We start from the raw sequence: 12,798 nt of genomic DNA on the forward strand, positions 1-12,798 counted from the left end.
AATAAGCCAAACGCTGAAAAAAGCATTTACTTATTCAGGATTTGCATAATGGATTATTCCGCTCCAGGCTTAAACAGGGCTAAATAAATCAGGAGGAAATATGTCAGAACAATATCGCGATTGCATTGAAGCATGTTACTTATGTGCAGCTGCCTGTGATAATTGTGCAGCATCCTGTCTTAAAGAAGAAAATCTTGAAATGATGCGAGACTGCATACGTCTTGATATGCAGTGTGGCAGTATTTGTCGCCTGTCGGCACAGTTCATGGCACTCGACAGCGATTCAGCTAAATCATTATGTGCTATTTGTGCAGATATATGTCGGCAGTGTGGTGAAGAGTGCGGTAAACACCAGCACGATCACTGCCAGCACTGCTCAAAAGCCTGTTTAGCCTGTGCAGAAGCCTGCCGGAAAATGGCCGCCTGAACAGGCGGAGCAATTTGGTTATAAACTTACAAAATTTCAAAGAAGTACGAAAAGATTATTACGCTTTTCGTACTTCAAACAGACTGGCTTCCCCTGAATTCAGGACGTCGTTTTCGTGTGCAATCAGTTGAGAGACCTTAATCATTTCCTGAAACTCTTGCCGTAACAGTTCTGCTTCAGGGTGGTAAGGATCGTCTGGATTGCCCATAACCGAATTAAGGGCTTTATTCACGCTGCCAATGAGTTCATTTATCCCACCGTTTTGTCCAATGGTTAACAGTAATGCACTCATCATCAATGACTGCGCTTCGACACGTGCGGCTAACTGTTTTGCCTGAGCATCCAAATTTGAGATTTTAGCTAGCATGCTCAATATGACATTATTCATCCGACCCCCTGATATTAATTCAGAAAAGCTTTACGTATTTTGCGCTAAACAGCCTGAGCTTACCTGAAAACAGGATAAGTTTGCCACCTGGTCAGAGGAGATAAATATCACCGATAAGATAAATCGGGGCTGGAATAAAAAACCACAGGATATTAAAGACAATAAATAAAGGGGTTTCCCCTTTATTTACGCTTCGCTTTACGCCACGCCGAGGGCTGTTTTAACCTCATTCGCAATTTTCTCAACGTGCGGGCCATAAATAACCTGCACATCATTATCACTGACACGATTAATCCCGTTCGCCCCTGTGCTCAGCAACGTCTGATCGACTACCTCTTTCATGTCTTTTACCCGTACCCGCAGGCGTGTGAAACAGCAATCAACATCCTCAATATTGGCTTCCCCGCCCAGGCCGCTAATGATGACTTTAGTGCGCTCATCTGCCGCCACGACCTGCTGTTTTTCATCTTCAGATTCCCGTCCTGGGGTTTCAACATTCATGCGAGTGATAACAAAGCGGAAGGCATAGTAGTAAAGCGGGGCATAAATTACGCCGAGCGCCAGTGTCCACCACCAGTGGGTTCGGCTGCCCCCTAAAATACCGAATACCACCAAATCAATAATGCCGCCCTGCACGTTACCGATCATCAAATGCAGCATCGACATCAGCATGAATGACAACCCCGTTAAGAAGGCGTGCAGCAGATAAAGCACCGGTGATACGAAGATAAAACAGAACTCCAGCGGCTCGGTGATACCGGTAGTAAACGAGGTCAGCGCACCCGCCATCACCAGGGCTTTAACCCGCTGTTTATGTTCCGGGCGAGCAGTGTGATAGATCGCCAGTGCCGCCGCGGGCAAGCCAAACATCATCACCGGGATCTTGCCCTGCGCCAGAAACTGTGTGGCGGTACGCAGCGTGTCATCCGGAATCGAGCCAGGATGAGTGAGTGAGGTGTTGAAGATATTCAGCGCACCGACAATGCTCTGTCCGTCTACCGTTGCCATGCCGCCAATGGGGGTAAAGCGCACCGTTTCATTGAGGATATGGTGTAAACCCGTGGGGATCAGGATGCGTTCAAATGCACCAAGAATAAACGCGCCATACTGTCCGCTTTTTCCAATCATCTGCCCAATCCAGGCGATCCCTTCCCCAATAGTGGGCCAGATCAACGCCAGCAGCACACCAATCAGCGGCAGACAAACCACTGTTACAATCGGCACAAACCGTCGGCCACCAAAGAAACTGATCGCCGTAGGCAGCTGCTGGGTATAAAAACGATTATGCAGCATCACCGTTGCCAGGCCGGCGATCACCCCGCCCAGTACGCTCATGTTGTAAGTAAACACGCCGAGCATTTCGATATATTCCGCCGACGTCATCATCGCGGTAGTTTGATCCAGGCCCGCCTGCTGCAAAGCTTCCGGTGTCGTGGTTGCGGCCGTGAGTCCTTTGGCCGCCAGCGTTGCGTTGATACCGACATTCATGGCGATATAACCAATTACCGCGGCAAAGGCTGCCGTGGGCTTTTCGGCTTTCGCCAGTCCTATGGCACTGGCAACGGCAAAAAACACCGGCAAATTGGCAAACAGCGCCCCGGCAACTTTCCGTATAAACCCTATGACTAACTGCGGAACCTGCATTTGTGCAAACGCCTCGCCGGTAATAGCGGGATTTTGCATCGCTGCCGCCAGCCCAAGGAAAATCCCTGCGGCGGCAATAACCGAGATCGGCATCATTAACGCCTTACCGAAAGCATGAATCTGGCTGGTGAGCTGTTTCATGGTGTCGCGCCCTTTTCTGTGATGAAAAAACAGTATTAGCACGTTGAGCCAGGATCACCCGTAATCGTCGGGTTAATGGCGAGTAAAATTTGAGCAACATCACATTTAAGTCAAATGCACGATAAACAGCGACTATCGCACCATTAAGTCAATCAATTAGACAACTTTTGTTGAGAGCTGCACACTTCCCTTCACCATCAGGTCATATCCTGATAACAAACTTCCTACAATAAATAAGCCTGCACTCATTATGAAATTTAAACGCAAAATCAAACCTTACCGCGCCGCTGCGGGCGGTTGGGGTTCACTGGAAGCCACCACGCGTTTCGTCTTTGACAGCAAAGCTGCACTCAAAAATATGCGTAACCTGTTGCGTATGAATAAAGCTCGCGGTTTTGACTGTCCAGGCTGCGCATGGGGCGATGACAATAAAAGCACCTTCAGTTTTTGTGAAAACGGTGCGAAAGCCGTCACCTGGGAAGCCACACGCCGTGTGGTGGACAGCGATTTCTTTGCTAAACACAGCGTCAATACTCTGTACGCACAGAGTGATTATTTCCTCGAATATCAGGGCCGTTTGACCCATCCTTTGCGTTATAACGCCGAAACCGATCATTACGAACCCATCAGCTGGGACGCGGCTTTCGCGCTGATCGCCAGGCACATCAAGGCGATGGATAATCCCAATCAAATGGAGCTTTACACTTCAGGCCGCGCCAGCAACGAAGCCTCCTGGCTGTATCAGCTTTTTGGTCGTCTGATGGGTACCAACAACTTCCCTGATTGTTCAAACATGTGCCATGAAGCCAGCGGCACCGGGCTGAAACGCAGCATCGGTGTGGGTAAAGGCACTATTCGCCTGGATGATTTTGATCACGCTGACGCAATCTTTGTCTTTGGTCAGAACCCTGGCACTAACCATCCGCGCATGTTGCACAGCCTGCGTCATGCTGCCGATCACGGTGCCAAAATCGTTACCTTCAATACGCTGCGTGAGCGCGGTCTGGAGCGTTTTGCCGATCCGCAAAAACCGCTTGAAGTCGTGACGTCAATGGCGGGCACCATCAGTTCAGCCTATTACCAGCCTAACCTGGGTGGCGATATGGCGGCGGTGCGTGGCATGGTGAAAACGCTGCTGGAAACCCACCGGGCACGCCTGGCGGCAGGTGAAAACGGTCTGTTTGATCAGACGTTCCTGAATGCCAAAACCCACGGCGTGGAAGCTTATCTTGAGGCGGTTGATAACACTGACTGGGCGCATATCGTGACGCAGTCGGGCCTGACGGAAGCGCAAATTCGCGAAGCTGCGGCTATTTATCAAAGCGCCGATCGGGTGATTTGCACCTGGGCGATGGGAATTACCCAGCATAAACATTCTGTTGATACGGTTCGTGAAATCGTCAACCTGCAGCTGCTGTTTGGTCAGTTAGGCAAAAAGGTGCCGGTCTGTGTCCGGTTCGTGGTCACAGTAATGTGCAGGGCAACCGAACTATGGGCATTGATGAGAAGCCGAACAAGCCCTTCCTTGATGCCCTGGGCAAACATTTTGACTTTGAACCACCGCGCGCGCCGGGCCATAACACCGTAGAGGCCCTGAATGCCATGCTGCGTGATGAAGTGAAAGTGCTGATTGCGCTGGGGGCAACCTTGCGGCAGCGGCACCGGACTCACCGCGTACCGAAGAAGCGTTATCACGCTGTGGTTTAACCGTGCATATCAGCACCAAACTGAACCGTAGCCATCTGGTGCCGGGTCACGAAGGCTTGATTCTGCCAACTTTAGGGCGCACCGAGCGCGATCTTCAGGCCACCGGCAATCAGTTCATTACTGTTGAAGATTCATTTAGCATGGTGCACGCCTCTGAGGGCATCGGTATTCCGCTGGCAGAGACGCAACGTTCCGAAACCGCGATTGTGGCGGGCATTGCCCATGCCGTTCTGGGCGATGAAAAGGTGAAATGGCGCGATCTGGCGGCAGATTATAATCTGATCCGCGATCACATCGCCGCGACCCTTCCTGGTTTTGCTAATTTCAACGAGAAATGCGACATTCCTGGCGGCTTCTATCTCGGCAATGCCGCCGCTGAATTGCGCTTCAATACGCCAACGGAAAAAGCGGAATTTAGCCATGCGGCACTGCCGACATCGCTGTTCCCTGATCTCGATACCGAGGTGCCGTTTACGTTGCAAACCCTGCGTTCGCACGATCAGTACAACACCACGATTTACGGTCTCGACGATCGCTATCGTGGCGTGTATGGTCAGCGCGAAGTGGTATTTATCAACCCGGACGATATGGCGGCGTTAGGCTTTAGCGAAGGTCAGTTGGTCGACATCGAAACGCTGTGGAATGACGGAATTACCCGCTGCGTCAGTGGCTTCAGGCTGGTGCCGTATAATATTCCGCGCGGTAATCTGGCGGCCTATTATCCAGAAACCAACCCACTGGTTCCGCTGAACAGCTTTGGCGATGGCAGCGGTACGCCAACCTCCAAATCTGTGCCGGTCAAACTGGAACTGTCGCAGGCGCTTCCCGATCAGCGTATCGCCTAACCCCTTGTGACAACATTGTTAAAAAGCCGGTCTATCCGGCTTTTTGCCCTGCTGCGCGCCCCCGATTCGCGTAAAACTGTCAGCCGCTCTTAGGCCACGAAACTAAAAAATTATGTTCCAGGATAACCCGCTGCTCGCGCAGCTCAAAGAGAAGCTCCACTCGCAAACGCCTCGCGCTGAAGGTGTTGTCAAAGGCACCGAAAAAGGCTTCGGCTTTTTAGAAGTTGACGCGCAGAAAAGCTACTTCATTCCGCCACCGCAGATGAAGAAAGTGATGCACGGTGACCGCATAGTTGCCATCATCAACAGCGATAAAGATCGCGAAAGTGCTGAACCAGAAACCCTGGTTGAGCCTTTCCTGAGCCGCTTTGTTGGCCGCGTGCAGAAGAAGGATGACCGTCTTTCTATCGTTCCGGATCATCCGCTGCTGAAAGATGCGATTCAGTGCCGTCCGGTACGCGGTTTAACGCATGATTTTCAGGCTGGCGACTGGGCCGTGGCTGAGATGCGCCGCCATCCCCTGAAAGGCGACCGAGGCTTTTATGCTGAACTGACCGAATTTATCGTTAACGCTGACGATCATCTCGCGCCGTGGTGGGTTACCCTGTCGCGCCACAACCTTGAGCGTGAAGCGCCAGAGGTCAGCTTTGGCGAGATGATGGATGAAAACCTGCCGCGTGAAGATTTGACCGCGCTGGATTTCGTGACCATCGACAGCGCCAGCACTGAAGATATGGATGATGCGCTTTATGTTGAAGCCCAGGAAGATGGCACCCTGCGTCTGACTATCGCCATCGCTGATCCTACCGCTTATGTAGCCGAAGGGAGTCAGCTGGACACGCTGGCGTCGCAACGTGCATTCACCAACTATTTGCCAGGCTTCAACATTCCGATGCTGCCACGCGAACTCTCCGATGACGTTTGCTCATTGCGTCCGCATGTTCGTCGCCCGGCACTGGCCTGCCGCGTAACCGTGGCGCAAGATGGTAGTCTGGCGGATGACGCGCAGTTCTTCGCGGCCTGGATCGAGTCCAAAGCCAAGCTGGCCTATGATGACGTCTCCGACTGGCTGGAAAACAGCGGTGAATGGCAGCCAGAAAGCGAAGCCATTGCCAACCAGATCCGTTTACTGCACCGCATCTGCCTGGCGCGCGGCGAGTGGCGTCAGGCCCATGCGCTGGTGTTTAAAGACCGTCCAGATTACCGCTTCCTGCTGGGTGAAAAAGGCGAAGTGCTGGAGATCATTGCTGAGCCACGCCGTATCGCCAACCGTATTGTTGAAGAGGCGATGATTCTGGCGAATGTTTGCGCGGCGAAGGTGCTTCGCGAGCGTCTCGGCTTTGGTATCTACAACGTCCATGCCGGTTTCGATCTCACTAATGCAGAACAAGCCGCCGCCGTACTGGCCGCGCACGGTATTACCGTCGATGCAGAAGCCATTACCACACTGGAAGGTTTCCGCGTGCTGCGTCGTGAGCTTGACGCTCAGCCAACCCAGTTCCTCGACAGCCGCATTCGTCGTTTCCAGACTTTCGCTGAAATCAGTACTGAACCAGGCCCGCATTTTGGCCTGGGACTCGACGCGTATGCCACCTGGACGTCGCCCATTCGTAAATATGGCGACATGATCAACCATCGCTTACTCAAGGCGATTATTCGTGGCGACGAGATTGCGCGCCCGGATGACGCCCTGACAGTAACCATGAGCGAACGCCGTCGTCTGAATCGCATGGCGGAACGTGATGTGGGCGACTGGTTGTATGCGCGTTACCTTGCGCCGCATGCCGGTACTGACCGCAAATTCAATGCAGAAATCATTGATGTTTCACGCGGCGGTATGCGTGTGCGTCTGCTGGAGAATGGTGCGGTCGCGTTTATTCCTGCGCCCTTTATCCATGCGGTACGTGACGAACTGGTTTGCAGCCAGGAAAACGGCACGGTGCAGATCAAAGGCGAAGTCGCCTATCGCGTTACTGATGTTATTGACGTCACCATCGCCGAAGTGCGCATGGAAACACGTAGCGTAGTAGCACGCCCGGCCGTCTGAGCATGAAAGCAGCGGGACAACCTCGGTTGTCCCGCATTTCACGTCACTTCATTCGCTTAAATGTTAAATTTGTTTCTCGCCTCACACTTCTCTATCGATTAACTTCCACTTACATTCCATTACATTAAGTTTAACTCGTTGTTTGATCGCCCTTCTCTCGATCCCTACAAGGAGTTATTCATGAAAAACGTCAAAACCGGACTCATCTGGTTAGCGGTGGCGTTAATCGGTGCAGGTGCTTTCGCCATGCTGGCCCTGAACCGTGGCGAACAGGTTAATGCGGTTTGGCTGGTGATTGCTGCCGTTGCCTGTTACAGCATTGCTTATCGCTTCTACAGCCTGTTTATCGCCCGTAATATTTTTGAGCTGGACGATCGTCGTCGTACCCCAGCCGAACGTCTTAATGACGGGCTCGACTACGTTCCCACCAATAAATGGGTGCTGTTTGGCCACCATTTTGCCGCCATTGCAGGCGCAGGCCCGCTGGTTGGCCCGATTCTGGCTGCGCAAATGGGGTTTTTGCCTGGCACTATCTGGATTCTGGTTGGCGTGATGCTGGCCGGTGCGGTGCAGGACTTCCTGGTTCTGTTTATCTCGACCCGCCGTGACGGACGCTCTTTGGGCGAAATGGCGCGTCAGGAGCTGGGTGCCTTTGCGGGCGTCATTACCATGCTTGGCGCGCTGGGTGTGATGATAATCATCCTCTCTGCGCTGGCGTTAGTGGTGGTTAAAGCCCTGGCAGACAGTCCCTGGGGCCTGTTTACTATCGCAGCCACGATTCCAATCGCCCTCTTCATGGGCATTTACATGCGTTTTATCCGCCCCGGTAAAATTGCTGAAGTGTCGCTGATCGGTTTTGTGCTGATGATGGCTGCCATTATTTATGGCGGCGATGTCGCCCAGCATCCCTACTGGGGACCGTTCTTCACCCTGAAGGGCACCTCGCTGACGTGGGTGCTGGTTATTTATGGCTTTGTTGCCTCGGTATTGCCGGTCTGGCTGCTGTTAGCGCCGCGCGATTATCTTTCAACCTTTCTGAAAATTGGCGTTATCGTTGGTCTGGCAATCGGTATTGTCTTTGCGATGCCGGAAATGAAAATGCCTGCGGTTACCAAATTCATTGATGGCACCGGCCCGGTGTTTGCGGGCGCGCTATTCCCTTTCCTGTTTATTACTATCGCCTGTGGCGCGATTTCCGGCTTCCATGCCCTGGTTTCCAGCGGCACTACGCCTAAACTTGTGGAGCGTGAAAGCCATATTCGCTTTATTGGTTATGGCGCGATGCTGATGGAATCTTTTGTCGCCATTATGGCGTTAATCTGTGCTTCAGTGTTGGATCCGGGCGTCTATTTTGCTATGAACTCACCTGCGGCACTGATTGGCACCACAGTCGAAAATGCGTCTCAGGTGATCAACGGTTGGGGATTTGTGGTGACGCCGGAAATGCTGGGCGGCATTGCGCGTGATGTCGGTGAAGCCTCGATTTTATCCCGTGCCGGTGGCGCGCCGACCTTCGCCGTCGGCATGGCCCATATCATTACGGAGGTGTTCAACAGCCGCGCCATGATGGCGTTTTGGTATCACTTTGCCATTCTGTTTGAAGCCCTGTTTATTCTGACTGCTGTGGATGCCGGCACGCGCGCCTGTCGTTTTATGGTGCAGGACCTGGTGGGCACGATGGTGCCGTCTATGGCGAATAACCGCTCATGGTTAGGCAATATGGCAGGTACCACCGTTGCGGTCGCTGGCTGGGGCTTTTTCGTTTATCAGGGGTGGTTGATCCGCTCGGCGGCATTAATACCCTGTGGCCACTGTTCGGTATCGGTAACCAGATGCTGGCGTCAATGGCATTGATTCTGGGCACCGTCGTGCTGTTTAAAATGAAAAAGCAACGCTACGCCTGGGTGACGATTTTACCTACCATATGGTTATTTATTACCTCAATGACCGCAGGCTGGCAGAAAATTTTCCATGAGAAACCCTCAATCGGTTTTCTGGCGCAGGCCAATAAGTTTCGTAAGGGGCTGGATGAAGGCGTCATTATTGCCCCGGCGAAAACCGTGGCTGATATGCAAACCATTGTGTTCAGCAATCAAATCAATGCGGCACTGTGTGGCTTCTTTATGCTTGTGGCGGTCACTATGTTGATTGCCGCCGTGTTTGTGATCCGTCGTGCTCTGCGCAGTAACGTGCCAACCACACACGAAAGCGAAGTCTCAATGCGTAAGGAGGTGCGTCATGTCTGATGCTATCTACCGCGCCATCCGGCCAACTGGCAGCTGGCAGATCATGCGCTGCCAGCTCCTCTCTGCGCCCCCTTCGCCGGGTTTAGCTGGCGTCGCTTATGGCGAGGATTGCAACAAAGCTTTCGCTTAATGGTTGGCGTTCAGGATTATCAAACTTATTTACAGCATATGCGCCTGCATCATCCTGAACGTTCCCCCATGAGCGAGCGGGAATTTCATCGCTATTGCCTGGATGCCCGCTTCCCCAGTCAGGGAGGTAAACTGGGGAAATGCCCCTGTTAAAACTGCCTGGTCGCCCCGCCTTTGCGGGGCTTTTTGTGCCATTATTCGCTGGATGCGAAAATATATTGGCTTTGCATCTTGTGCTTGCCTCAGATGATGAATACTGTTGCTAAAATAATGAGATAACGACTGCAGAGCACTTCCCGGAGGAAGTTTCCATGACCGATGAACAAGGGCAAACGTTACTGTTTACGTTGTTTGGTACAACCAGCCCTCATTGGCGTCTTACCGCGGACAGCGATGCGCTGCATTTTGCTGAAGACGAATCGTCAAATACTAACATTGCCCTTGCATTAACGCCCGGCCAGGCCAGCTTATTACGCGCCATGCCGGTGATCACCTCAAGCATCAATCTTACGCTGGCGCTGCATGGCGTACCGGTGCCGATGCATTTCGTCGGGCGGAAAGTCAATCAGTCGACCTGGGCCGGAACGGCATCAGCCTGGGGCGATACCTCAGCTGTCGCACGCGATCTGACTCTCGGCCTCTCTTTTGCGGAACAGGTTGTTTCAGAAGCCAATTCGGTAATCGTTATTCTCGACCAGCGCGGCAACATCCAACGCTTCAATCGCCTGAGTGAAGAATACACTGGCCTGAATGAACACGATGTTATCGGCCGCAACGTATTTCAGTTGTTTATGAGTAAGCAAGAGGCAGCAGCGTCACGACGCAACATTGCCGGCTTTTTCCGCGATGGCAATTCTTATGAAGTGGAACGCTGGGTTAAAACCAAAAAGGCCAGAGACTGTTTCTGTTTCGTAATAAGTTCGTGCACAGCGGTAGCGGGAAAAATGAAATTTTCCTCATCTGTTCAGGTACGGACATAACTGAAGAACGACGCGCGCAGGAACGCCTGCGCGTGCTGGCGAACACCGATACAGTGACCGGTTTACCCAATCGTAACGCCATTCACCAGCAAATGACGCAGGCGCTGGAGCGAGCCGCAAGTGGCGATGAGACCGGTGTGGTCTATCTCGACCTGGATAATTTCAAAAAGTGAATGACGCCTACGGTCATATGTTTGGCGATCAACTCCTGCAGGCTGTTTCACTGGCTATTTTGAGCTGCCTCGGCAAGGACCAGACGCTGGGCCGGTTAGGCGGTGACGAGTTTGTCGTACTGGCTGAACATACCAGCCAGGCGGCACTTGAAGCGATGTCCTCACGCATACTGGAACGGCTGCGTCAGCCGTTCCGCATCGGACTGATCGAAGTTTATAGCGGCTGCTCAATCGGTATCGCTATCGCCCCGCTGCATGGCGAAGATCGCGACAGCCTGATTCGCAATGCCGATACCGCCATGTATCACGCCAAAGAAAACGGACGTGGCAAGTTTTGCGTGTTTGCCGCCGAAATGAATCAACGGGTGTTCGAGTACCTGTGGCTGGATACCAATCTGCGTAAGGCGCTGGAGCTTGATCATTTAACGGTTTTTTACCAGCCGAAAGTTGATCGCGATGGCGAAGTGCGCAGCGCAGAGGCGCTGGTTCGCTGGAACTCGCCTGAGCGTGGCATGGTTTCACCCGCTGAATTTATTCCCTATGCCGAAGAGTCCGGCCTGATTGTGCCTTTGGGTCGCTGGGTTATGCTCAGAGTCCTTAAGCAGATTATTCAGTGGCGGCAAGAAGGCATCTTTCTGCGTGTCGCCGTGAACGTTTCTGCACGGCAGTTAATTGACCAAAGTATTTATAGCGATCTCAAGCTGGCATTAGCCGATGCTGCGCTTGTTGATTGCCCGATTGATATCGAACTCACTGAAAGTTGTTTAATCGAGAATGAAGCGGAAGCCTTAACGCTGATGAAACAGTTTCAGGAGCTGGGCGCCCAGGTCCATCTTGACGATTTTGGTACGGGTTATTCGTCGCTGTCACAACTGGCGCGCGTGCCGATTAATGCCATTAAGCTCGATCAGAGTTTTATTCGCGATATCAATAAACAGCCTGTTTCACAGTCGCTGGTCCGGGCGATTGTTGCCGTAGCCAAAGCACTTGACCTGTTGGTAATTGCCGAAGGCATTGAAACCAGAGAAGAAGAAAAGTTTGTTCTTAACAATGGTGTCGATGGGCGTCAGGGTTATTACTACGCAAAACCAATGCCCGCAGAGCAGCTTGGGCATTGGCTGGCTAAGCATCCTGCCCGCGTTTAACGCTGTGTTACGTTATTATCCCGCTTTGCGCAGCGAGGCGCTGTGGCGGTTTTGTAACTGCACCAGACGTTCCATATAAGCGATATCTTTTGCTTCAATGGTAAAGGCGTAATCGACCCAATCCTCAGTGATATCCATCAACTCAGCGCGTGACAATTGCAGCACGCGCTGACGCGCCTTCAGCATGGCCCTGACGCCGTTTAATTTAGGACGCAGCGTGTCTATAAAGGTGCGTGTTGCACGGTAGCTGTCGCCGGGCTGAAAGACTTTGTCCACCAGCCCACGCGTTTCGTACCATTCGGCACTGTGTGATTCCCCTTCACAGATCAACTCTTCTGCCAGCTTCATGCCTGCACGGCGTGCCACCAGCGAATAACCGCCCATACCGGGAAACAGGTTAAAAGCAATTTCTGGAAAACCCATACGTGCATTGTTCTGCGCCAGAATGAAGTGATGCGCCAGCGCCGCCTCAAAACCACCGCCTAATGCGCTTCCCTCAATCATCGCCAGCGTTACCGCGCCCGTGTCAAACCCGCGAGCGGCTGAATGAATGCAGTCAACACAGGCGCGCGCATAGGCACGTAATGCTTCGCGACGGTTGTTACGAATACATTCAACAAAGAAGCGCAGGTCACCCCCGGCGTTGAACATTTGTGGTACCAGCGAGCCGGTCACCCAGAAATCAATCGGTAAACCTGAACGCTGAGCCGCGTAGCTCAGATTCATGATCTCCTCTATTAATTCGTGGTTGAAGCTGGGACGCGGTTGCGCCCGCAGCATCATCCACATGGTGCGACGACCTTCCTCGTAATACGCCACTAACTGTGTGGTGTGTCCAACTTCAGTAAATAATCTGCAGGTAGCTTGGTTAATAACGGTCATAGTCTCATCCTCTGTTTATTAGTTTGATGCGTTTTTTACGCCAC

5 protein-coding genes and 4 pseudogenes are annotated in these 12,798 nt (G+C 52.4%); 6 read left to right on the forward strand and 3 right to left on the reverse strand.

The genetic code is table 11. From position 1 onward, the window contains the following. Positions 1–100 precede the first annotated feature (100 nt). The gene (locus O3W44_RS04435; RefSeq protein ID WP_269292137.1) at positions 101–427 is read left to right on the forward strand and encodes a four-helix bundle copper-binding protein; all 327 of its coding nucleotides are present in this window, start codon (positions 101–103) and stop codon (positions 425–427) included. 58 nt (positions 428–485) lie between these two features. On the opposite strand, the gene iraP is transcribed toward O3W44_RS04435, so the two are convergent. Both iraP and O3W44_RS04445 read right to left on the reverse strand, forming a co-directional pair. Next, positions 486–815, reverse strand: coding sequence for an anti-adapter protein IraP (iraP, locus tag O3W44_RS04440; RefSeq protein WP_269292138.1), 330 nt, complete (start codon positions 813–815; stop codon positions 486–488). Positions 816–1,013: 198 nt separating this feature from the next. Next, a complete protein-coding gene (locus O3W44_RS04445) occupies positions 1,014–2,600 on the reverse strand; it encodes a PTS transporter subunit EIIC (RefSeq protein ID WP_269292140.1) in 1,587 nt (528 codons plus the stop codon). A 250-nt stretch (positions 2,601–2,850) separates the two neighbouring features. Here O3W44_RS04445 and O3W44_RS04450 point away from each other — a divergent pair. The 5 genes and pseudogenes from O3W44_RS04450 (at position 2,851) to pdeR (ending at position 11,872) form a co-directional block, all read left to right on the forward strand. Then, positions 2,851–5,152 (forward strand): annotated as a pseudogene (locus O3W44_RS04450) (FdhF/YdeP family oxidoreductase). A gap of 112 nt (positions 5,153–5,264) precedes the next feature. Beyond that, entirely contained in the window at positions 5,265–7,199 is a 1,935-nt protein-coding gene (locus O3W44_RS04455; protein WP_269292141.1) for an exoribonuclease II, read from the forward strand. Positions 7,200–7,445: 246 nt separating this feature from the next. Further along, positions 7,446–9,445, forward strand: a pseudogene (locus tag O3W44_RS04460) (carbon starvation CstA family protein). Beyond that, a pseudogene (locus tag O3W44_RS04465) lies at positions 9,438–9,727 on the forward strand (YbdD/YjiX family protein). The pseudogenes O3W44_RS04460 and O3W44_RS04465 overlap by 8 nt, the downstream one beginning before the upstream one ends. A 158-nt stretch (positions 9,728–9,885) precedes the next feature. After that, a pseudogene (gene pdeR / locus O3W44_RS04470) lies at positions 9,886–11,872 on the forward strand (cyclic di-GMP phosphodiesterase). Between the two features lie 15 nt (positions 11,873–11,887). Here the strand turns inward: pdeR and O3W44_RS04475 are convergent. Next, positions 11,888–12,754 (reverse strand): crotonase/enoyl-CoA hydratase family protein, encoded by an 867-nt coding sequence (locus O3W44_RS04475; RefSeq protein ID WP_269292142.1) that lies wholly within the window; start codon positions 12,752–12,754, stop codon positions 11,888–11,890. Positions 12,755–12,798 lie beyond the last annotated feature (44 nt).

The organism is Pantoea sp. LMR881 (assembly GCF_027157825.1).
GTDB lineage: Bacteria > Pseudomonadota > Gammaproteobacteria > Enterobacterales > Enterobacteriaceae > Pantoea > Pantoea haifensis.

What these genes read in the sequence shown, in the direction of transcription:
- O3W44_RS04455 (WP_269292141.1), top strand. Translation starts at nt 5,265, where the DNA reads ATGTTCCAGGATAACCCGCTGCTCGCGCAGCTCAAAGAGAAGCTCCAC.
- iraP (WP_269292138.1), bottom strand. Translation starts at nt 815, where the DNA reads ATGAATAATGTCATATTGAGCATGCTAGCTAAAATCTCAAATTTGGAT.
- O3W44_RS04445 (WP_269292140.1), bottom strand. Translation starts at nt 2,600, where the DNA reads ATGAAACAGCTCACCAGCCAGATTCATGCTTTCGGTAAGGCGTTAATG.
- O3W44_RS04475 (WP_269292142.1), bottom strand. Translation starts at nt 12,754, where the DNA reads ATGACCGTTATTAACCAAGCTACCTGCAGATTATTTACTGAAGTTGGA.
- O3W44_RS04435 (WP_269292137.1), top strand. Translation starts at nt 101, where the DNA reads ATGTCAGAACAATATCGCGATTGCATTGAAGCATGTTACTTATGTGCA.